19 protein-coding genes are annotated in these 20,577 nt (G+C 71.7%); 6 read left to right on the top strand and 13 right to left on the bottom strand.

What is annotated here, in order from left to right; all coding sequences use genetic code 11:
• Position 1: 1 nt before the first annotated feature.
• The 3 genes from J5X75_RS42545 to J5X75_RS42535 are packed head-to-tail and all read right to left on the bottom strand — an operon-like array spanning position 2 to position 2,931.
• The gene (locus J5X75_RS42545) at positions 2–1,189 is read right to left on the bottom strand and encodes a hypothetical protein (RefSeq protein ID WP_307798640.1); all 1,188 of its coding nucleotides are present in this window, start codon (positions 1,187–1,189) and stop codon (positions 2–4) included.
• A complete protein-coding gene (locus J5X75_RS42540) occupies positions 1,186–2,256 on the bottom strand; it encodes a DUF8744 domain-containing protein (protein ID WP_208473415.1) in 1,071 nt (356 codons plus the stop codon). Before J5X75_RS42540 ends, J5X75_RS42545 begins: the two co-directional genes overlap by 4 nt.
• A gap of 51 nt (positions 2,257–2,307) precedes the next feature.
• Positions 2,308–2,931 carry an AbfB domain-containing protein gene (locus tag J5X75_RS42535; RefSeq protein WP_208473414.1) on the bottom strand — a complete coding sequence of 208 codons (624 nt, stop codon included), beginning with the start codon at positions 2,929–2,931 and terminating at the stop codon, positions 2,308–2,310.
• Between the two features lie 113 nt (positions 2,932–3,044).
• On the opposite strand from J5X75_RS42535, the gene J5X75_RS42530 reads away from it, so the two are divergent.
• Both J5X75_RS42530 and J5X75_RS42525 read left to right on the top strand, forming a co-directional pair.
• Complete coding sequence (locus tag J5X75_RS42530; RefSeq protein ID WP_208473413.1) at positions 3,045–3,689, top strand: GOLPH3/VPS74 family protein; 645 nt, start codon at positions 3,045–3,047, stop codon at positions 3,687–3,689.
• A gap of 107 nt (positions 3,690–3,796) precedes the next feature.
• Positions 3,797–4,084 carry a hypothetical protein gene (locus J5X75_RS42525; RefSeq protein ID WP_208473412.1) on the top strand — a complete coding sequence of 96 codons (288 nt, stop codon included), beginning with the start codon at positions 3,797–3,799 and terminating at the stop codon, positions 4,082–4,084.
• A gap of 42 nt (positions 4,085–4,126) precedes the next feature.
• On the opposite strand, the gene J5X75_RS42520 is transcribed toward J5X75_RS42525, so the two are convergent.
• The 5 genes from J5X75_RS42520 to J5X75_RS42500 all read right to left on the bottom strand — a co-directional run bounded on the left by J5X75_RS42520 (position 4,127) and on the right by J5X75_RS42500 (position 8,781).
• Complete coding sequence (locus tag J5X75_RS42520; RefSeq protein ID WP_208473411.1) at positions 4,127–5,221, bottom strand: hypothetical protein; 1,095 nt, start codon at positions 5,219–5,221, stop codon at positions 4,127–4,129.
• Entirely contained in the window at positions 5,218–5,784 is a 567-nt protein-coding gene (locus J5X75_RS42515; RefSeq protein WP_208473410.1) for an RNA polymerase sigma factor, read from the bottom strand. The genes J5X75_RS42520 and J5X75_RS42515 overlap by 4 nt, the downstream gene beginning before the upstream one ends.
• A 65-nt stretch (positions 5,785–5,849) precedes the next feature.
• Complete coding sequence (locus tag J5X75_RS42510) at positions 5,850–6,911, bottom strand: aldose epimerase family protein (protein WP_238490969.1); 1,062 nt, start codon at positions 6,909–6,911, stop codon at positions 5,850–5,852.
• 124 nt (positions 6,912–7,035) lie between these two features.
• On the bottom strand, positions 7,036–7,605 hold the full coding sequence (locus J5X75_RS42505) for a dienelactone hydrolase family protein (RefSeq protein ID WP_208473408.1): 570 nt from the start codon (positions 7,603–7,605) through the stop codon (positions 7,036–7,038).
• A 9-nt stretch (positions 7,606–7,614) separates the two neighbouring features.
• Positions 7,615–8,781, bottom strand: coding sequence for an RtcB family protein (locus tag J5X75_RS42500; RefSeq protein WP_307798639.1), 1,167 nt, complete (start codon positions 8,779–8,781; stop codon positions 7,615–7,617).
• 58 nt (positions 8,782–8,839) lie between these two features.
• Here J5X75_RS42500 and J5X75_RS45230 point away from each other — a divergent pair, with 58 nt between their 5' ends.
• Positions 8,840–10,330: a questin oxidase family protein gene (locus J5X75_RS45230; RefSeq protein WP_238490968.1), complete on the top strand. Its 1,491-nt coding sequence runs from the start codon at positions 8,840–8,842 to the stop codon at positions 10,328–10,330.
• Between the two features lie 393 nt (positions 10,331–10,723).
• Here J5X75_RS45230 and J5X75_RS42490 read toward each other — a convergent pair whose 3' ends face one another.
• The 4 genes from J5X75_RS42490 to J5X75_RS42475 form a co-directional block, all read right to left on the bottom strand.
• Positions 10,724–11,920: a CehA/McbA family metallohydrolase gene (locus tag J5X75_RS42490; protein ID WP_208473407.1), complete on the bottom strand. Its 1,197-nt coding sequence runs from the start codon at positions 11,918–11,920 to the stop codon at positions 10,724–10,726.
• A 63-nt stretch (positions 11,921–11,983) separates the two neighbouring features.
• Entirely contained in the window at positions 11,984–13,984 is a 2,001-nt protein-coding gene (locus J5X75_RS42485) for a M48 family metalloprotease (RefSeq protein ID WP_208473406.1), read from the bottom strand.
• A gap of 71 nt (positions 13,985–14,055) precedes the next feature.
• Positions 14,056–14,490 carry a hypothetical protein gene (locus J5X75_RS42480; protein WP_208473405.1) on the bottom strand — a complete coding sequence of 145 codons (435 nt, stop codon included), beginning with the start codon at positions 14,488–14,490 and terminating at the stop codon, positions 14,056–14,058.
• A 110-nt stretch (positions 14,491–14,600) separates the two neighbouring features.
• Positions 14,601–15,521: an NADP-dependent oxidoreductase gene (locus J5X75_RS42475; RefSeq protein WP_208473404.1), complete on the bottom strand. Its 921-nt coding sequence runs from the start codon at positions 15,519–15,521 to the stop codon at positions 14,601–14,603.
• Positions 15,522–15,654: 133 nt separating this feature from the next.
• Here J5X75_RS42475 and J5X75_RS42470 point away from each other — a divergent pair, with 133 nt between their 5' ends.
• Positions 15,655–16,572: a helix-turn-helix transcriptional regulator gene (locus J5X75_RS42470; protein WP_208473403.1), complete on the top strand. Its 918-nt coding sequence runs from the start codon at positions 15,655–15,657 to the stop codon at positions 16,570–16,572.
• A 95-nt stretch (positions 16,573–16,667) separates the two neighbouring features.
• Here J5X75_RS42470 and J5X75_RS42465 read toward each other — a convergent pair whose 3' ends face one another.
• The gene (locus J5X75_RS42465; RefSeq protein ID WP_238490967.1) at positions 16,668–17,723 is read right to left on the bottom strand and encodes an aldo/keto reductase; all 1,056 of its coding nucleotides are present in this window, start codon (positions 17,721–17,723) and stop codon (positions 16,668–16,670) included.
• A 103-nt stretch (positions 17,724–17,826) separates the two neighbouring features.
• Between J5X75_RS42465 and J5X75_RS42460 the strand changes: the two genes are divergently transcribed.
• Positions 17,827–18,684, top strand: a complete 858-nt coding sequence (locus J5X75_RS42460; protein WP_208473402.1) for a helix-turn-helix transcriptional regulator — start codon at positions 17,827–17,829, stop codon at positions 18,682–18,684.
• 230 nt (positions 18,685–18,914) lie between these two features.
• Positions 18,915–20,577: ATP-dependent Clp protease ATP-binding subunit (locus J5X75_RS42455; RefSeq protein WP_208473401.1), on the top strand; the 1,663-nt coding region annotated here is incomplete at its 3' end.

Here is a 20,577-nt window from a genome sequence, read left to right as displayed (position 1 = left end):
GTCACCTCCGGGGTTGTCTCAGTAGGCGAACGGCGGGCGCCAGGAACTGGCACAGCGCCACGAGCAGCAGCAACGATGTGGCGATCCGCGCGTACGGGCCGGTCGGCAGCAGGAATGCCAGCAGCGCGGCATTGGCCATCGCGACCCGCTGCGCCCCGTTGCGGTCCATCGCCGCGGCTCGTTCCCGGGCCACGGCCGGGCCGCCGCCGAGCACCATCGGCAGCAGGTACGCCAGGGAGCCGAGCAGCACCTGCGCCACCGCCCCGGCCAGCAGCGGCAGCAGCACGATCCCGAACCGGTCCACGGCCGCGTCCGGTGAGCCCGCGGTCAGCAGCGTCCACGCGTCCAGCCCGAGCGCGGCCAGCAGCCAGGCCGCCCCGGCCGCGATCGACCAGGCGGCGAACGACTCCGGCGGTTTGGCGAGTGCGGCCCGTACCGCCGGGATCGCGGTCCGGACCACGGCCGCCGCGATCAGGCCCAGCCCGGCGGCCGTCACCACCGGCCACCAGGCGAGCACCGCCACCGCGAGCAGGACCAGGCCGGACACCGCGAGCGGCAGCGCGACCCGGGCCGCGGCGACCGCGCCGTCGGCCATCCGGGTCCGCAGCACGGTCGGCCACAACGTGAGGATCGTGCCGAGGATGGTCAGCATGATCCAGCCGAGCAGATTCACGTGGGCGTGGAACAGGATCAGCCGCGACCGGGCCGCGTCGTCGGTGACCAGCATCCACGCGCCCACCGGGATTCCGGTCAGCAGCGCCACGGTCGCCGCCACGTAGTGGTGCACGGTCACCGTGAACCGGGCCGGAAGCGCCGCCCGCAGCCGGGCGGTCAGCCACCACAGGTGCGCGGCCACCGCCGCGAACACCGCGGCCGCGCCGCCCACGCCGATCCAGGGCAGATCCGCGGCGCCGCCGGCCAGAACGGCCGTCACCCCCACGTTGAGCAGGATCAGCCGGATCGCCTCACCGGTACGCCGGGCCGGGATCGGAGCGCGCAGCACGGCCACCGTGAAATGCGCGCCCCACACCAGGATCGCGTTGGTGGCCGCGCCGAGCAGCAGCAGGTGGATCGCCAGCCACCGCCACCCGGGCAGCTTCGGATGGGCGAACGCCAGCGCCACCAGACCGGCCAGATACGTCAACGGCAACACCCCGGTACGCCGGTGCCAGCCGGCCCGCCCGGTCACGCCATCACCGCCCAGGCCCGCCGGGACAGGGTGGCCGCGCAGCCCGCGAAGGTCAGCACGGCCAGGATGTTCGCGGTCCCGGCGTAGCGCCACACCGCTTCCAGCCCGGCGGCGTCCCCGGCCACCACCCGGACCAGCAGCGACAGGTGCAGCAGCGCGAGCGGCACGTACAGCACCGGGTGGTACGGCAGTGGGCGGCGCACCACCGCCGGCAGGATCACCGGGGCGTGCACGAAGATCATCGACAGGACGAAGCCGAGGAACACGGCGTGCAGCGTCGCGTCGTACCGGGGACCGTCGGCCACCGGCCCGGCGCCCGCCCACAGCAGCCCGGCCACCGCGAGCCACCCGTAGCCGGCCAGCAGCCCCGCCGCGATGTACCGGGGCAGGCCGGCCGACCGGACGGTGCGGCGGGCCACGTCGTGGACGGCCAGCCAGGCGGTCACCGCCAGCAGCGCCAGCCCGAACAGCCGGGTGCCCGCCGCCGGCCGCACCGTGGCCGCGGTCGCCGTGCACACCAGCGCCGACATCACCGTCAGGAACCAGCGTTCGGCGGTGGGGGAGCGCAGCGCGACGTGGGCCAGTTCCAGGCGTTCACCGGCGATTGTGCCGACCACGAACACCACCATCCACGGCACGATCTCGGCGACCGGACAACCCGCCAGCCACAGCAGGGTGGCGGCGTACCAGCCGAACGCCCCGGCCGCCTGGGACAGCAGGGCCGCCGACTGCTGCCGCGCCCACAGCGCCCGGTAGATGCCGAGCAGGCCGACCGACGCCAGCATCAGGGCCGCCCGGCCGATCAGGACCGGACCGAACACCAGCAGGATCAGGGCGCCCGCCGCCGAGCAGGCCGGAGCCAGCAGTGCCCGGGTGCGGCGCAGGGCGACGGCCCGTTCCACGGCCACCAGCGTGCCGGCGAAACCGAACACCATCACCGGGCCGTGCACCTCGTCGACCGGGCCGGGTGGCGCCGGCACCGGCACGCCGAGCAGCAGCAGGGCGCCGTACAGGCCGCCGAGCAGGGCGAGCGCGGCGCCGGCCAGAACGGGAAGCCGGATCCTCACGACCCGAACGCTAGGCGGCCGGCGGTCCCGCCCGGCAGGGCCGATGGGCCCCTACGGCTCCTGCACCATGAAGGAGCTCGCCGTCACGAAACCGGCCGAGCCGTCCGGCCTGTCGATGTAGAGCTGCTCGCCACGCCGGTGCACCAGATACTCCGGATAGTTTTTCGAGCGCAGCCGGACCGTACCGATCGCGGTGCCCGCCTCCTGGCAGAACGTGGCGTCCGCGCGGAACAGATCCGAGTCCTCCGCGACGTCGAAGCGCAGCCGGAAGTCGTAGTGGCGCAGGTAGCGGCCGTCCTCGGTGTGGAACGTGTAGCAGGAGTCGTCGGCCAGGCCGGGAACCACGGTCAGCGGCAGTGGGTCGATCGTGGACAGTTCCGCGAAATCGCCGCCGGTGGTCAGGTAGGTGCCCGGGTCGCCGAGCGGGGACACCACCCAGGTCCCGGCGGCCAGCTGGGCCGGAACCGAACCGGACGAGGCGGTGGCGCTCGGTGGCGGTGGCGGTGGCGGTGGTGCGGACTCCGCCCGGTCGGCGCCGCCGGTGGAGTTCCAGGCCACGAATCCGACGCCGGCCACGGCGACGGCGGCCACACCGACGACGACCGGCATCACCGGGGGCGTGCGGCGGGCCTGCCCGTAGACGGTGCCCGCGGGGTCGGGAGCCTGGTCGATCATGGCGGTGACCCTAGCCGGTCGCGGCCGCCGGACGCGAAGAGCGTCCCACTGTCCATCCTGGTCTTGACGCTGCGCAATCTCACCGCAACCATTCGCCGATACCGTGATGCGCCGTGAAGCTTGCTCCGGCGGACGACTTCTATCTGGCCGCCCACGACGGCATCGGCGGCCGGCTCCTGATCACCGGTGAGCTGCTCGGCGCGGGTTTGGGCGCCGCGCTGCTCGGTGAGCTGATGTTCTGGCGCCGGCTGCGCCCGGACGGCGACGTGGTGCACGTGATCGACCCGCGGCCGACCGGCGACCGGGCCACCCTGGTCCTGCTGGAACGACTCGCCGCCACGCCCGGCCCGCACGGGCTGCGACGGTGGATCGGCCACCTCGCCACCAGCGGCATGGCCGTCGACCTGGTGGAGAAGCGGCTGATCGCGGCCGGGGCCATCCGGTGGGAGGCGAAGCGGCGGCTGCTCGGCTCCCACCCGCCGCAGCTGGTGTTCGCCGACCCGAAGAGCACCGGCGAGCCGACCACCCGGATCCGGACACACCTGTCGTACAACGAGACGCTGGAGACCGCCGACCTGATGCTCGCCACGCTGATCATCGCGACCGGGCTGGACGCGTACGTGCTGGACAACTGCAACCCGCGGGACCGGGCCCGGCTGTTCGACCAGTTCCGCCGCCACCTGCCGCGGGAGCTCGGCGATCTGGCCGGTCAGGCGAAAGGAGCCGCCGAGGACCTCGCGGCCACTCGCATCGCCTGACCGGCGGGGATACGCTGACGGCCTCGCGGGCCGGTAATTCGCACCCGCGGCACATCTGCCCGTTCGGCCCTGCCGTGGCGGGCGCTCCGGGGACCATGGTGTTGTCGATGGAGGTGGCCGCCGTGCTCATCATTCTCGTCATCGTCGTGACCGTGGCCCTGGTTCTCGCCAGCGCCTTCTGGCCGGAACCGGAACAGGACCAGGAACCGGCCAAGAGCGAGACCGGCGCGGCGGTCCCCGAACCGCCGGCCGGGCCGACCACGCTGGAGGGCGCACTCGTCGCCCAGCTGATCAGCGGCGAGATCAGCGCCCGCCAGTACCGGCGCGCCGTCGCGAAACTGGCCGCCCGCGACGACCAGCGGCAGCCGGTCCGGCCGCCGACCGGTCTCGTCTAGGCCGCGCTCACCGGCAGCCTCTCGGTTGTCGCCGGATCCTGGTCACTGGCAGCCGAGGCCCTCCCGGTAGCCCTCCGGCGCCTTGTTCTTCTTGATCATCTGGTCCACCGTGTCCCAGATCGCCTCCGGCCAGTCACCCTCGGCGTTCATGTCCTTGAGAACCTTCCACTGGTGGCTGCTCTGCAACGCGGCCGCGGCCCGGCCCAGCGCCTCCTTGTCACCGGCGTCCTTGGCCCGCGACCACTCGGCGATCCAGCTACAGGTCACCTGGCCGGTCACGGCGGCCCCGAAATGGTACGGCGAGTTCGCGCCGTCCACGTTCACCGCGGACACGTCGAAGCCCGGCGGAATCGGCATGTCGGCGAGCACCTTGGCGGCCTCCTCGCGGACCTTGCCCGGGGTGACCACCTCCGCCGGCAGGGCGGCCAGGAACGCCTTCGCGTCGACCCGCTTCACGCTCGCCAGCAGGGCGTCGAACTCGGACCGCTGCCAGCCGCTGCTGGTGCGCAGCTCGACGAAGGTGCTGCCGGCCGGTTTCAGCATGGCCGCCCAGTCCCCGCCACCGTAGGTGAACACGCTCGCCTCGGTGCCGGCCACCGTGGTCGGCTCCGGCTTGCTGACCTCCAGCCGGTCCTTGTAGTAGCTGTCGTACTGGTCGGCCGCGTACCAGTTCATCTGGATCGACCGTTTTCCGTTGACGAACTCGATCGTGCCCTCGGCGGCGGCGAACCCGTACACCGTGGTGATCTTCCAGCCGGACTGGCCGACCAGCAGGCGCGGGTGTTCCTCCGCGGCCTTCAGGTCCAGCTCGTACCCGCCACCCGCGCCACCCGTGCCGGCACTCGGCAGGCCCAGCGGCCCGGACCAGGCGCCGGGGGTGGCGCCACCGTCTCCCGGCTGGTCGCGCAGCACGGCGGCGACGCCGATGACCGCGGTGACGGCGGCCGCGGCGGCCACCGCGCCAGCCAGGCGACGGGGCAGGCCGCGGCGCGGCGCCGGGTTCTCGACGACATCGAGCTTCGGTGTGGACATGATCTCCTCCAGGAGCTGCTGCTCCGCCCCGCCGAGGCGGGCGACGAGATCAGGACGGTAGGGGTCGGCGTCTCGAACCTGGCGGTCGAGGTGCTTGTCGGTCATCGGCCCTCCTCCGGGACGATCGCGGTCAGGACGTCGAGTACATGTCCGGGCGGTCCCAGATCGTCACCGATCATTTCCCGCATCCGCGACCGGGCCCGCGACAGCCGCGTGCGCACCGCGGCCGCGCTGGCCCCCACCACCTCCGCGATCTCGCGCGGCTGCAAACCCTCCCACACGGTCAGGGTGAGCACCTCACGGTCCGTCTCGGGAAGGCGAGACAGCGCATCCTGTACGGCCAGACGCTGCGGAACCTCGCTACCCGGGTCACGGGTCACGATGGCGGTCAGGCGCTGGCGCAGGCGCTCGCCGAGGCGTTCCCGGCGTACGCCGCCGCGATGATGGTTGGCCAGAACCCGGCGCGCCACGCCGTACAGCCAGAGTTTGATCTCGTCGTCCGGCGGCAGCTCACGGCTGCGGCGCCAGGCCACGAGGAATGTCTCGGCGACCACGTCGGCGGCGTCCGCCGGCTGATCGACGCGCCGCAACGCGTACGCCAGGAGCGCCTCGAAGTTGCCGGCGTAGACGCGCCGGAATCGGTCTTCCTGCTCAGTCCCAGAACCCACGTCACGTCCATGTCCGGTCGAGGGCCGAACGTTACAGCAGTTTCGGCCCCCGACCGGACACGCCGCTACGCGGTGCCGAAGCGGTAGATCGTGGTGGACCGGTACTCCTGGCCCGGGCGCAGCACCGTCGACGGGAAGTTCGCGTGGTTCGGCGAGTCCGGGAAGTGCTGCGTCTCCAGCGCGAACCCGTCACCCTGCCGGTACGGCCGCCCGCTCGCGCCGATGATCGAGCCGTCCAGGAAGTTGCCGGAGTAGAACTGCATGCCCGGCTCGGTGGTGAGCACCGTCAGGGTGCGGCCGCCGACCGGCTCCACCACGAGGGCGGCCGGCTCCGGCTCGCCGCCGCGCGGGCGCAGCACCCAGTTGTGGTCGTAACCGCGCCCGTACAGCATCTGAGTCTCACCGGCCCGGATGCGGCCGCCGATCGTGGCCGGATCGCGGAAGTCCAGCGCCGTTCCGGCCACCTCCGCGATCTTCCCGGTCGGGATGAGGCCCGCACCGACCGGCGTGAACTCGTCGGCGTCGATGCGCAGCACGTGGTCGTAGACGTGCCCCGCACCCTCGCCGGCCAGGTTGAAGTAGCTGTGGTTGGTCAAGTTCACCACGGTCGCCGCGTCGGTGGTGGCCAGGTAGTCGATGCGCAGGTCACCGTCCGCGGTCAGGGTGTACGTGACCGTCATGCTCAGTTCACCCGGGAAGCCCTGGTCGCCGGCCGGGCTGACGTGGGTGAGCGCGATCCCGCCATCCACCGGGGTGGCCGCCCAGATCGCCTTGTCGAAGCCGGTCGTGCCGCCGTGCAGGCTGTTCACACCGTCGTTGACCGGGATCTGGTAGGTGACGCCGTCGAGGGTGAAACGGCCCTCGGCGATCCGGTTGCCGAACCGGCCGATGATCGCGCCGAAATACGGGCCCGGGTTGTCCAGGTAGCCCTGCAGGGTGTCGAAACCCAGTGCCACGTTCGCGGTCTCGCCATCACGGTCCGGCGTCTCGATCGACTGGACGATGCCACCGTAGGTGACGACCCGCACTCGCAGCCCTCGACCGTTGTCCAGGGTGAAGCGCTCGACGGGGCCATCCGGCGTGGAACCCCACGCCTCACGGGTGATCGCGACAGCATCCGATGACATGGGGCAGACACTCCAGACTTTTCGGCAGCGGGCGGCCTTTTCGGCAGCGTGCGGCCGCAGCATATCGCCCGGGCGCCGCCCGGTGGGAGCGCTCCACAACAGGTGGGACGCCGGCTTCCGGCGATCAGCCCAGGAAGTCGAGCACCCGCCGAAGCAGCAGGGCGGTGGCCTCGCGGTCGTAGGACGGCAACGTCAGATCGGCGAAATAGTGCTGGTCACCGGGATAGAGGAACAGCTCGGCGGACTTGCTCTGCGCGACGATGTCACGGGCCGCGTCGAGATCACCCTCGTCGGCGAAGATCGGATCCCGGTCCATACCGTGGATCTGGACAGGCACGTCGTCGGGCCACGCCGTGCCGAACTCGGACGCCGGAACGCAGGAGTAGAACAGCAGCGCGCCGCGGGCGCCGGGCCGGGTCTGCGCCAGCTTCTGCGCGGGCAGCACGCCGAGCGAGAAACCGGCGTAGACCACCTCGGCCGGCAGATCCCGGACAGCGCGGACACCGCGCTCGATCACCTCACCGAACCCGATCCGCTCGGCGTTGCGAACGCCCTCGGGCAGCGTCGCGAACGTCTCGCCCTCGAACAGGTCCGGCGTGTGCACGACGTGACCCGCGGCACGCAGGTCGTCGGCGAAAGCGGTGACACCGGGCGTCAGCCCCAGTGCGTGGTGGAACAGGACGACCTCGGCCATACCGGCATTCTAATCGCCTTTCACGTTGACCAGCTGGCGCAGCGTGTGGCGGATCTCCACCAGGTCGGCGGCGTCCCGCATGACCACGTCGATCGGCTTGTACGCCTGCGGGATCTCGTCGAGGAACGCGTCGGTGTCCCGGAACTCGATGCCCTTCATCGCCTCGCGCAGCTGCTCCCGGGTGAAGGTCCTGCGTGCCCTCGTCCGCGAATACGCCCGCCCGGCGCCGTGCGGCGACGAGTTCAGCGACATGGCGTCACCCTTGCCGGTCACCACGTACGAGGCGTCGCCCATCGACCCCGGGATCAGACCGGGCACCCCGCGGTCCGCGTTGATCGCACCCTTGCGCGACAGCCACACCGTCTCGCCGAAATGGGTCTCCTGTTCGGTGTAGTTGTGGTGGCACTGCACCCGCTCCACCTCGTCGACCGGCCCGCCCACGAACGCGGCGAAGCAGGCGATCACCCGGTCCATCATCTCGTCCCGGTTGGCCAGCGCGAAGTTCTGCGCCCACCGCAGCTCCCGCAGGTAGGCGCCGAACTCGTCGGTGCCCTCCTCGAGGTAGGCCAGATCCGGATGGGGCACGGCGATCCCGCGACGGGCGACGAACTCCTGCGCCACCCGGATGTGATGGCTGGCGATCTTGTTGCCGACACCCCGTGACCCCGAGTGCAGGAACAGCCACACCGTCCCGGACTCGTCCCGGCACACCTCGATGAAGTGGTTGCCGCTGCCCAGCGAGCCGAGCTGGAGTTCCCAGTTCCTCGCGTACCGGCCCGGGTCGAAACCGGCCCTCTCCGCCTCGGCGGTCAGCCGCCCCACCCGCTCGCGCGCCGAATCGGTCAACCTCTGATTGTTCGATCCGGCCGACAGCGGCACGGCCCGCTCGATCGAGGTACGCAGTGTGCTCAACTTCGGTGACAGATCGTCCCGGTGATAGCGGGTACGGACGGCGGCCATCCCGCAGCCGATGTCCACGCCGACCGCGGCCGGAATGATCGCGCCGCGGGTCGGGATCACCGAACCGACCGTGGCGCCCTTGCCCAGATGTGCGTCCGGCATCAGCGCGATGTGCGGGTGGATGAACGGCAGTCGCGAAGCCATCTCCGCCTGCCGCCGAGTCTCGTCCTCGAGCAGGCTCGCCCAGTTCATCAGACGGCTGTTGATCTGCTGCACCCCGCCCACATTAGCCGGTATTGACCTCTACCGTGGTTCAGGTTGCAGGCTCGTCACCATGGCGAACGCGACCATCGACGAGGTCTACGAGCGGCTGTGCGACACCGGGCCGGAGTTCGGCGGCTGGCTGTCCAACCACGCGCCGATGGCGGCCGAGGTTCTGATCCACCACGGCCACGCCGACCGGGTGCACCGCTGGCTCGACGACTACCGCGACAACCTGGAGCCCCGCCCGCGCGGCATCAGCCCGATCCGCGCCGAGGAGTGGCGGGACGCGCTCGGCGATCCCACCCGCACCGGCGACTGGCTGAACTACTTCGAACGCGAGATGGCCACCGACCCGTGGCCCGACGTGCTGGCCCGCTGGTGGCCGCGGTTGCTGCCGGGCATCGCCGCGGGCGCCACCCATGGCGTGATCCGGGTGGGCCACGCGGTTCGCGCCCTCCTCACCCCACCGGACTCGCCACGTCCGCCGGCCCTTGCCACCCCACCGGACTCGCCACGTCCGCCGGCCCTTGCCACCCCGCCGGACTCGGCGCTCCCCGCAGCTGTTGTGGTCCCGCCTGGCTCGGCGCTTCCCGCTGCCGTGGCCCGGCTGGACGCGGCATTTCCGGCTGCCGTTGTGGCCCCGCTGGATGCGGCATTTCCCGCGGCCGGTGTCACCCCGCCGGACTCGACGCTCCCCGCAGCTGTCAACGGCCTCGCTTCATCGGCCGTCCCTCGGAACCTCTCGGGGGTCGCTTCCGATTCCGGCTTGTCGTCCCCTCCCGCGGCCGCTTTCCCGGCCGGGGCGTTTCACCCGCCCGCGGGCCGGGTCGCCGAACTGGGACAGGCGCTGGCGTACTGGGCCGCCCGCTGGCAACCGATGGCCCTGCCCGGATCGGGCCCGTACCGAACGACCGACCCGCGCTCCGCCCTGGATGCTGTCCCGCGTGTGCCGGACCAGCGCTTCGGGATCCGCTCCCGGCTGGCCCAACTCGCCGACCTCCCGGCCTGGCCCGACGTTCCCACCGGCCGGGGACTGTGGATCCCCGACGGTCCTTCTCCGGCACCGTCTGGAGCTCCTGACGTGCCGTTTCTCCAGGGCCGCGGCCCGGTGCACGCCGAGCCACCGGCCGCTGGCGAGATTCCGTCGGCAGCGCGGCCTCTTGCCACCGACGAGAACACGGTGCACGACCGGATCCTCGCCATCATCGAAGCAGCGGTCATCCGGCAGGCGGGTTACGGCTACGCCAACCCCGTCATGCTGGTGCACGCCGCCACCGCCCCGACCGCGGTGCTGCGCACCCTGCCCGCCTTGCCGGGCGCGCTGCACCTGCCGAGCCTCGCCGCCGCATGGGCCGCGACCGCCGCGGTCACCTCGGCCTACGCCCCGAAGCGGGCGAGGCCGGTGACACCGCGCCCCGGCACGAGTCCGGAAGACCTGATGGCATTCGCCGCCGACAACGGCGACGCGCACGCCATCAAACTCGCCGACGCGGCCATCGAGGCGGGTGCCGTCGAAGCCCTGGCCTGTGCCTACCGCGCCCTGGAACGCTTCGCCCCGTGACCGGAGACCTCGATCGCGGCCGTGGCGGATCCCGTCTGAGTCCGGTTGACCAGCCGTCACAGTCGCCGATCATGGGAAAGGCGCCGTGGGCGGCGACTTCGATCGTCGTGGCGGGATCCCGGACCCTCGTGCTCGACATCCCCGGGTAGGCGCCGGCGGGCCTACCGGACGGACACGATGCTCGTGTCGAGCCCGCCCGGCCGACCGGGACCGTGCGTGAGCGGTGGCCCGCTCACGGCCGTGCGCCCGTCCGGGACCGTGCGTGAGCGGTGGCCCGCTCACGGCCGTGCGCCCGTCCGGGACCGTGCGTGAGCGGTGGCCCGCCCACGGCCGTGCGCCCGTCCGGGACCGTGCGTGAGCGGTGACCCGCCCACGGCCGTGCGCCCGTCCGATTCACATGGTGAGCCACCACGGGCTCGTGTAGGCGACTCCCCAGTCGTTGCACGGGTGCCCGGATGGACCTGGCGACCCGTTGGCCTGCGACGGGTCGGAGATCCGCAGCACCACCCAACCACCGTCCGCGGCATCCAGCGGCACGGTGAACTCGGTGACCCGCCCCGCCTCGGTCTCGACGACATCGGCCACCTCAGGCGCGCGCGTCCCCGGCCGCAACACCTGGAGGTGCAGCGGCTTACCCACCCACTCCGGGCCGCGATCGAGATCGACCACGAACCGCACGTCGCCCTTGGTGAACGGCAGACTTCCACCCATCCGTACGCCCGAAGCCGTCGCGTCCACCCGAAGACCACTGACCCGGGTCGCGAAGAACCGGCGCTCACGCATCGCGGCGAGCACCCCGTTGCGGGTGTTCTCCACCGCCCAGACGCCGGTGCGGCCCTTGCCCTCCGGATAGCCCCACTCGGTGCCGTGTTCGTCGGTGACACCGGTCAGCCCGGTTCGCCAGCCCGCGTTCAGGCAGGCGTTCAGCGGTGAGCTCTGCCCGCTGGACCAGCCGTCGAACAGATAGTCGTCGCCGCGGTTGAACATTTCCAGGCCGACCATCTGCTCGCGCAGCGCGGCGTTGTAGGAGAAGTCGTTGAACCGCAGGATCTCGCGACCCGGATGGTTGAACCCGCTGATGCCGCCGGTCCTGCTGATCCAGTCATAGAGCCGGGCCATCCCGGGCGAGCCACCCAGGTCGGTGAACGCGCCCGTGTACCAGACGTTGACGTGCCCGAGCAGCGGATGCGACCACTCGAAGCCCCGCAGCGCCGTATAGACCCCGGGATCGTCGGCGGCGTCGGCGAGCTGCCCCGTTCGCGTCCACTCGGACTGCGACAGCCCGTTGATGGACCACAGGGTGGCATGGTCGGTGAGGGCCGCCACGTCCAGCCCGGCGGAGCGCATCGACTCGTACGCCTTCGCCGGATCGCCGTCGCCATCCGACATGAGGGTGTGGTTGTGCAGGTCGGCGTGGAACAGGGTGGTGCCCTGACTGATCGCCGAGGCCCGGGCGGCTCCGGTGGCCCGGACCGGGGCGGCGCTCGTGGCGACGCCGGTGGTGGTGGCTGCTGCGGAGCCGGGGGTGCCGGCCAGCATCAGAAGAGCGCCGCTGCCGGCCAGCAGCGACCTCCGGGACAGTTCGGTCATGGATCTCAGCCAAGCTCACCACCCCCAACAAAGTGAAGTGCGTTGATGTCCTCATGGTGAACGTCAGCCCCTGAAGACGAGCGGTGAGTAGTGCAGCGCGCCGGCGACGTGGATCAGCCCAGCGGTCATGGCGGCCGCGAAACCGGCTGCCAGCACGGCCGACGGCCATGCCCGTGTCGTGGTGCGGCGAGACCGCGTGGGCAGCAATGGCAGGAGCAGAGCGGCGACGGCGATGCCGGTGGCCAGGACCGCGAGGGGATACACCACCACGTGGACGGCCCGGCCCACGGGAAACGCCAAATCGTCGAATCGATGGAGGTAGAACGCCGCCGAGGCGGCGACGGTGGCGATCGAGGACGCATACAGGGTTGCGGCGAAATCCCCGGCGCGAGCCAGCACCAGAACCGCGAGGACGACGCCGAGGCCGGCCGCCGCGGCCGACCACAGGTCGATCCAGCCGTCCGCGTGCGGCACCTCCGGGACCGCGGGCCGCGGTGCCAGCAGGCGCACGGCGGTGGTGGCGGCGGCCGCGGCCGCCGCCGAGAACAGCAGCGGCCGTCGGCGATGCGGCATCCGCCAGGCGAAAATCGCGCCGGCAGCGACCGCGGCGGCCAGGAACGGCGCCCATGGCGCGGTGGTCGCGATCAGCAGCGACTTTCCGGGCCCATGCTGGACGAAGGTGATCGATCCGCCGCTGCCCATCCAGTAGGCGAGCCCGAACAGGACGGTGTTGACCAGCATCGGTGTCAACAGTCCCGGCCGTCGCCGGTCTCCGGCCCATCGATGAGCCAGATTGACGCTGATCGCCGTGGCGGACGCGACCGCGAGCGGCACGGTCAGCAGACTCCACCAGCTGATGTACGAGACCGCGGCGCCTTGAGCGCCCGTCTGGCTCACACCGGTGAGCATGCCGATCGGTACCCCGGCGAGCATGGCGAGAACCGGCCGCTGGCGGCGCCACCCCGTCACAGGCTGGCGATGGGCCCGGCGCCACCAGGACAGGCCACAGGTGGCTGTGATCAGCAACCCGGCGAGCCCGGCGTCGATCATGTTGACCCAGCCGCCGATCGGCGTGCCGACCAATCCGGGGTTGGTCACCTGGTAGGAGGCCACCAGGACGGTCGTCGCGAGAACCCCGGCGACCATCTCATCGGGCCAGCCGTACGGCACCGCGCCGTCCGTCCGGTCGATGAAACGCTTGCGCCTGGCGTGTGAGGGATGTGCGGCGGAGATCCGCTCGCGAATCGGCGCCGCCTCGTCCGGAGCTCGGCTGAGCAGGGCGGAGAGGCCGGCCCGGCCACCGGCTGCGGCGGTCAGGGCGTCCGCCTCGTGTTCGCGGGCCCTGTTGATCCGGGCCGCGAGCACCCAGGCGGCCACCAGCAGCATCATGGTCCGTGCCGTGTACTCGATCCACATCCACAACGCCTGCCAGTCCAGTGGCGACATCTCGCGAACGGTCACCAGCCAGAGGACGACCTGGGGCAACGGCAGGACCGCCACCAGCGGCAGAGCCCAGCGCATGCCCCGGGTCAGCCAGACCAGCCGGACATCGCCCGCGGCCACGTGCGCGGCCTCGTGCCCGAGGAGCGCGGCGACCTCGGCGTCGGATCTCCGGCGTGCCCCCGCCGGCATGATGACCTCGGGTGTCCGGCCACGCTTGATGGTGAACGTCTCGAGCAGGTCAGCCGGACCCAGCCACACCCGCGGGGGCGCCGTGAGGAAGAAGGCGGGTGCGATCCGGGCCATCGCCTCCGGCCACCGGGGCGGCGGTGGCCGCAGTCCGCCGAGGCGCCGCAGATAGACCCGGGGAAGCACCAAGGCCAGACCGAACGCGAGAGCCAGAACCGCCGCCCCACTGGTCAACGCGGCCACCGCCCGCGGGCGCTCCACAGGCGCGGTGCAGGCGACGAAACGCATCTGCTGAGCGAGGATCTCCGTGTCGGTCCGTGGGCGAGGGTCCAGGCCGGCGAGACACTCACGGATGCCGGCCAGCCACGTGACGCCGAAGAACTCGAAGAAGATGAGGGTGCCGGCATAGGTGCCGGTAGCGACCAGAACCGTCATGAGCAGCACATACTGGCCGCCGGTGGGCGACGGAACGCGGGCGTGCGAACGCGGGGCCGGCGCCGCTTCGCTCATCGACCGGTCGAGCGCATCCGAAGGGCGCCGATCACCCCGTGCGCGACCCGCCGCGCCTCCTCCGGGCTGACCTTCCCCTCCATGCTGAGCACGACCGACTCGAACACCTCCCGTTCCTGCTCCGGCGTCAACGGCCCGGCTCCCGGTCCCGGCCGGTCGCGCAACTCGGCGAGCAACGCCCTGGTGCGGTTGGTCAGGGCATCGGTGGCCCGCTCCGCGACCCGGCCCGATGCGATCCCGAACAAGCCGGCCAGCACCGGAATCACGTAGTCCGCCAGCGGTAGAAGCTCCACACCCATGCCGACCGGCGGCTTCGGCCTCCGGCGAGCCTTGCCGTGGAACCGGCGCAGCGCGGCCTCCACCTCGTCCACCTCGTCGGGATAGGACAGCTGCAGGGTCTGCCGGCCGACCTCGCTGAGCACGGTGTCCACTAAGCGTTCTTCCTCTCGCTGGACCGGGCGCCAAGCGTAGAGAGCCGTACCGGTACGAAATCGGCATCCTTGTCAGCTTCCGTGAGCATTCCCGTCGCTGCTGTTCACCCTCACGGGGTCAAGACGAGCTTGCCGAGAGTGTGACGGCGCTCCAGATGCCGATAGGCGTCGGCGACCCGGTCCAGCGGGTAGGCCGCCTCCACCGGAACGTCCAGGTCGCCTCGGGCGTGCCTGGCGGCCAAGTCGGCGAGCACCTCGGGAACGGACACGTGGTTGCTGCCCCGCGCCCGGACACCGTGCTGCCGGGCGGCCGCGAAATCAGCCAGCGTGTTGATCCGCTCCGGGTGCACACCCAGGGACAGGGCCACCTCGACGTAGGGCGCGCCGAACGCGTCGATGAACGCGTCGACCCGACCGCCGGAGGCATCCTTGATCCGTTGCTCGACACCGTCGCCGTACGCGACCGGGACGATGCCGTGGTCGCGCAGCCAGTCGTGGTGTGCCGGCCCGGCCAGGCCGATCACGGTCGCGCCGGTGAACCTGGCCAGTTGGGTGGCGAGGGAGCCGACGCCGCCGGCCGCGTTCGCCACCACGACGGTGTCACCGGAAGCCGGGGCCACGGCGTGGACCGCGGCGTAGGCGGCGGCGCCCGCGGTGGGCAGGGCGCCGGCCACCTCCCACCGGACCCCGGCGGGACGGGCCGTGAGCTGGGCCGCCGGCACGATCACATGCTCAGCATGCGTACCGGGAACGGAGGTGAGGCCGATCACCTCGTCGCCGTCGGCGAAGCCGGTGACCCCGGCCCCGACGAACCTGACCACACCGGCCACGTCCTTACCCTGCCGGGCCGGGAAGGTGGTCGGATAGACCGCCTCGAGGAATCCGCCGCGGATGGCGGACTCGACCGGGTTCAGGCCCGCGGCACGGACCTCCACCAGCACCTCGCCCTCGCCGGGATCGCCCGGCTCGGCGGTGATCACCTCCAGCACGTCCGTTCCGCCGAACCGGGTGAAGCTGACAACTCGTGACATCGGGCCGCTCCTTCATGTGGATGTCGGGGACGGCTCGACTCTGGCAGTGCTCGGGCGGGCTGAGAATCGGATCGCCCAGCCTAGGATCAGCGATCCATGGCTATGACTCCTGCCGCGCGGGATGATGGCCGGCATGGATCGCCGTGAGCTCGCCGACTTCCTCCGCCGCAGCAGGGAGCGGCTCCAACCCTCCGATGTGGGCCTGATCGACGACGGCCGCCGGCGCACGCCAGGGCTGCGCCGCGAGGAGGTGGCGATGCTCGCCGCGATGTCCGCCGACTACTACATGCGCCTCGAACAGGCACGGGGCCCACAGCCGTCGACGCAGGTGCTGGCCCCGCTGGCCCGCGCGTTGCGGTTGTCCGAGGACGAGCGCGACCATCTGTATCTTCTCGCCGGTCACCGCCCACCCGCCGGGCGGCAGGCAGGCGACCGTGTCCGGCCCGGTCTGCTGTTCCTGCTCGACCGGCTCGTCGACACCCCGGCGCAGATCCTCACCGACATCGGTGACCTGCTGGAGCAGAACACGCTGGCCGAGGCGCTGTTCGGAGGTGTCTGCCCGACCCGGCAGGAGGACCGCAACATCGTCTGGCGGTGGTTCACCGACCCCGCCCACCGCGAGGAGTATCCACCGGAGGACCGCGACCACTGGAGCCGGGTGCACGCCGCCGATCTGCGGGCCGCCGCGGCCCGGCGTGGCGATGATCCGATGGTGTCCGACCTGGTGCGGCGGCTGCGGCAGGTCAGCGCCGAGTTCGACGAGTTGTGGCGGCGGCACGAGGTCGGGGTGCGGCGCACCGGCCGGCTGCGGCTGAGGCACCCGAGCGTCGGGCTGATCGACCTCGAGTGCGAGCAGCTGCTGTCCCCGGCGGAGGACCAGCACCTGATGCTCTACACCGCCCAGCCGGGCAGCCGCAACTTCGAGCAGCTGCGCCTGCTTCGCGTCCTCGGAGGCGAACGCTTCGCCGGAGTTTCCGGCCCGGACCAGCCCGGCGGCAGCGTCGCGGCCGTGCCTGGCCCGGCGGCCGCGTGGCCCGGCGGGCTGGGGTAACCGTGCCCGCGAACGGCAGCCGCCGACCGCGGGCCGGTCACCCTCAGGGCGAGCCGAGCCCGGTGCTCGCGCCGCCGACCGCGGGCTCGTCGTGTTCAGGGCCGGCTGGGGCCGGAGCCCGCCCCGGCCGTGACGATCGCGGCCGCCACCTCGTCCAGGTCGGCGTCGGTCAGGGTGAGAGCCGCCGCGGGCAGCCATCCGGCGATCTGCGCCGGGCGCCGGGCGCCGACGATCGCGCCGGTCACCCCGGGCCAGGCCAGCGTCCAGGCGACGGCCGCCGCCGCCACCGGCACGCCGTGCCGGGCGGCCACCTGCCGCAGGGCGTCGACCACCAGCAGGTTGTCGTCCAGGCGTGCGGTGAAGTCGGGATGCCCGCGCCGCCAGTCGTTCTCCGGCAACGCCGCCACCCGCGCCGCGTCGAAGGCGCCGGTCAGCAGACCGGAGTGCATCGGCTGGTAGACGATGACCCCGGTGCCGTGCCCGGCCGCCCAGGCGAGCTCGTCGGCCGACTGCCGGGCCAGCGCCGAGAAGGGCGGCTGGATCGCGTCCACATGCGCCACCTTCTCCGCCCGTCGCAGGTCGTCGACGCCGTGGTTGGACAGGCCGATCGCCCGGACCTTGCCCTCCCGCCTCAGATCGGCCATGGTCTGCCAGTAATCCTCCAGCAGGGTGGCGCCGACCGCCTCGGTGCCGGGATCGTCGCCGAAGGCCAGCAGCCGGCCGTCACCGGGCCAGTGGACCTGGTAGAGATCGATGTGGTCGACGCCGAGCCGGAGCAGCGAACCCTCCAGCTCACGGCGCACACTCGCGGCGGTCATCACCTTGCGCGGCGGTGTGTGGCGCTGCCGCGGGTCGTCCCAGACCAGGCCGGCTTTGGTGAACAGATAGGGACGGTCGCTCTCCGGCAGGGCGGCCACCGCCCGGCCGACGATCCGCTCGGAGTGGCCCAGCCCGTAGGCGGCCGCGGTGTCGATCCAGTTCACTCCGGACTCGACAGCCCGGTGGATGGTGGCGATCGAGTCGGCGTCATCCTGCGGGCCCCAGGCGTACTCCCAGTCGCTGCCGCCCATCACCCAGGCTCCGAGGCCGGTGGCGGACAACTCCATCCCCGTGGTGCCGAGCGGACGGGTGGGCACAGTGGAATCGGTCATGCCGGCAACTCTCGCCCGGGCCGCCGAAGTGCAGCCAGGAGCATGCGCTGCCTAGGCACGACATGACCAGGCAGCGCCTTCGCCCACACGGAATACTGGCGACATGACCTTGGAACGGCGTACCGAGCTTGGTGAGTTCCTGCGGTCCCGGCGCGCCCGGTTGAGCCCGGACGAGCTCGGTCTGCCCCGCGACAGCGGCCAGCGCCGGGTCCCGGGTCTGCGGCGGGAGGAACTGGCCCGGCTCGCCGGCGTCAGCGTCGACCATTACGTCCGCCTCGAGCAGGGCCGAAGCCTGCACTTCTCCGCGGCCGTGCTGGATGCGGTCGCCCGTGCCCTGCGTCTCGACCCGCTGGAACGCGACCACCTCTACCGGCTGGCCCGGCCACACACCGAGCCGGGTTCGGCCCGGCCCGATCGGGTCCGCCCCGGGCTGCTGCGGCTGCTGACGTCGGTGCCCGACGTCCCGGCCTACATCATCGGCCGGGACACCGACGTGCTGGCCTGGAACGATCTCGCCGCCGCCCTGCTCACCGACTTCGGCGCCCTCGACCCCGGCCAGCGCAACCTGGCCCGGCTGATCGTGCTCGACGAGGGCATGCGCACCCTCTACGCCGACTGGCCCGCCAAACTCCGTGATGTCACCTCCTACCTGCGGTTCGGCGGGGCGAGGCACCTGGACGACCCGAAGACCCGGACGCTGGTCGACGAGCTCTGCGCGGCCAGCCCCGACTTCCGCGCCGCCTGGAACGCGCACGACATCAAAGACAAAACCCATGGCGGGTACGCCTACCGGCACCCGATCGTCGGCGAGCTGGAACTGGGGTACGAGACGCTGCGGTTGCCCGACGACCCGGACCAGGCACTGGTCGTCCACACCGTGGAGGAAGGCTCACCCTCGCAGACCGCGCTGCGGTTGCTCGCCGCATGGGCCACCGAGCCGGCCCGGCCACCGGCCCGCTGAGGTCCACATCGGACCTGTCGGCAGTGTCGCTGGAAGAGGGGAGGCAGGAAGCGCGCCGGGCCGCTAGGATCGTGATGGGCGGAGCGCCCGCCCGAGCCTCGTGTGGCTGCCCACGTCGACCATGGATGTGGCCAAGAGTCTTCGACTCAGCGCGTTCTGTTCCGCTGCGGTGCGCTGATGTGCCGTCCGTCTTGCGGGTGACGTGGGTGCCCGTCGAGGGCGTGATGGTCATGTTCGAAAGATTCACCGACCGGGCTCGTCGGGTTGTCGTCTTCGCGCAGGAAGAGGCGCGGACGCTCAATCACGACCACATCGGCACGGAACACCTCCTGCTGGGCCTGACCCGTCAGGGCGAGGGCGTCGCCGCGACGGTCCTGGAGCGTCTCGGTGTCTCCCTGGAGGCGGTGCGGCAACAGGTCGAGGAGGTCATCGGCCAGGGCCGGGAGCCGGCGGGCGGGCACATCCCGTTCACCCCACGGGCCAAGAAGGTGCTGGAGACGTCGCTGCGGGAGGCGTTGCAGCTCGGCCACAACTACATCGGCACCGAGCACCTCCTGCTCGGGCTGGTCCGTGAGGGCGACGGTGTGGCGGCCCAGGTGCTGGCCAGGCTGGGCGCCGACCGTGATCAGGTGCGCCGGCAGATCGTCCAGTCGGTGACCGGCACCGGGTTCGGTCGCGAGCCGGACGAGGACCGGCCGTCGTCCGTCGCCGCAGCGTCGCCGACTCTGGACCAGTTCGGGCGCAACCTGACCCAGGCCGCCCGGGAGGGCAAACTCGACCCGGTCATCGGCCGGGAGAGCGAGATCGAGCGGGTCATGCAGGTGTTGTCCCGTCGGCGGAAGAACAATCCGGTGCTGATCGGTGAGCCCGGTGTGGGTAAGACCGCCGTGGTGGAGGGCCTGTCCCAGTCCATCGTCAAGGGCGAGGTGCCCGAGACGCTGAAGGACAAGCAGCTGTACACGTTGGATCTCGGCGCGCTGGTGGCCGGCTCCCGCTATCGCGGTGACTTCGAGGAGCGGCTGAAGAAGGTGCTCAAGGAGATCCGGGTGCGCGGCGACGTCATCCTGTTCATCGACGAGATCCACAATCTGGTGGGTGCGGGCGCCGCCGAGGGCGCGATCGACGCCGCCTCGATCCTGAAACCGATGTTGGCCCGCGGCGAGTTGCAGACCGTCGGGGCGACCACCAGCGACGAATGGCGCAAGTATGTGGAGAAGGACGGGGCGCTGGAGCGGCGTTTCCAGCCCATCGTGGTCGGTGAGCCGTCGCTGGCGCACACCATCGGGATCCTCAAGGGCCTGCGCGCCCGCTATGAGGCCCACCATCGGGTGACCTTCACCGACGCGGCGCTGGTTGCGGCCGCGACGCTGGCCGACCGGTACATCTCGGACCGGTTCCTGCCGGACAAGGCGATCGACCTGATCGACGAGGCCGGCGCCCGGATGCGGATCCGCCGGCTGAGCACGCCACCCGAGCGGCTCGGCTTCCAGGACGTGGTGTCCGAGATCGACGACGAGCAGATCGCCGAGGTGCTGGGCAACTGGACCGGCATCCCGGTCCACCGTCTGACCGAGGAGGAGACGACCCGGCTGCTGCGCATGGAGGACGAGCTGCACAAGCGCGTCATCGGCCAGGACGAGCCGGTGCGGGCCGTCTCGAGGGCGATCCGGCGGACCCGGGCCGGATTGAAGGATCCGAAGCGGCCAGCCGGTTCGTTCATCTTCGCCGGCCCGTCCGGCGTGGGTAAGACGGAGTTGTGCCGGACTCTCGCCGAGTTCCTGTTCGGCTCCGAGGACGCGCTGATCCAGCTGGACATGTCCGAGTTCCACGACCGGTACACGGTGTCCCGCCTGGTCGGTGCGCCTCCCGGTTACGTGGGTTACGACGAGGGTG

The sequence above is a fragment of the Actinoplanes flavus genome (assembly GCF_017592555.1).
In the GTDB taxonomy this organism is placed as follows: Bacteria; Actinomycetota; Actinomycetes; order Mycobacteriales; family Micromonosporaceae; genus Actinoplanes; species Actinoplanes flavus.
This window is presented reverse-complemented; position numbering and strand designations above follow the sequence as displayed.

Coding starts and splice junctions, on each gene's coding strand:
- J5X75_RS42510 (WP_238490969.1), bottom strand. CDS start 6,911: ATGTCATCGGATGCTGTCGCGATCACCCGTGAGGCGTGGGGTTCCACG.
- J5X75_RS42520 (WP_208473411.1), bottom strand. CDS start 5,221: ATGACCGACAAGCACCTCGACCGCCAGGTTCGAGACGCCGACCCCTAC.
- J5X75_RS42465 (WP_238490967.1), bottom strand. CDS start 17,723: ATGACCGATTCCACTGTGCCCACCCGTCCGCTCGGCACCACGGGGATG.
- J5X75_RS45230 (WP_238490968.1), top strand. CDS start 8,840: ATGGCGAACGCGACCATCGACGAGGTCTACGAGCGGCTGTGCGACACC.
- J5X75_RS42485 (WP_208473406.1), bottom strand. CDS start 13,984: ATGACGGTTCTGGTCGCTACCGGCACCTATGCCGGCACCCTCATCTTC.
- J5X75_RS42470 (WP_208473403.1), top strand. CDS start 15,655: ATGGATCGCCGTGAGCTCGCCGACTTCCTCCGCCGCAGCAGGGAGCGG.
- J5X75_RS42490 (WP_208473407.1), bottom strand. CDS start 11,920: ATGACCGAACTGTCCCGGAGGTCGCTGCTGGCCGGCAGCGGCGCTCTT.
- J5X75_RS42505 (WP_208473408.1), bottom strand. CDS start 7,605: ATGGCCGAGGTCGTCCTGTTCCACCACGCACTGGGGCTGACGCCCGGT.
- J5X75_RS42525 (WP_208473412.1), top strand. CDS start 3,797: ATGGAGGTGGCCGCCGTGCTCATCATTCTCGTCATCGTCGTGACCGTG.
- J5X75_RS42475 (WP_208473404.1), bottom strand. CDS start 15,521: ATGTCACGAGTTGTCAGCTTCACCCGGTTCGGCGGAACGGACGTGCTG.
- J5X75_RS42460 (WP_208473402.1), top strand. CDS start 17,827: ATGACCTTGGAACGGCGTACCGAGCTTGGTGAGTTCCTGCGGTCCCGG.
- J5X75_RS42535 (WP_208473414.1), bottom strand. CDS start 2,931: ATGATCGACCAGGCTCCCGACCCCGCGGGCACCGTCTACGGGCAGGCC.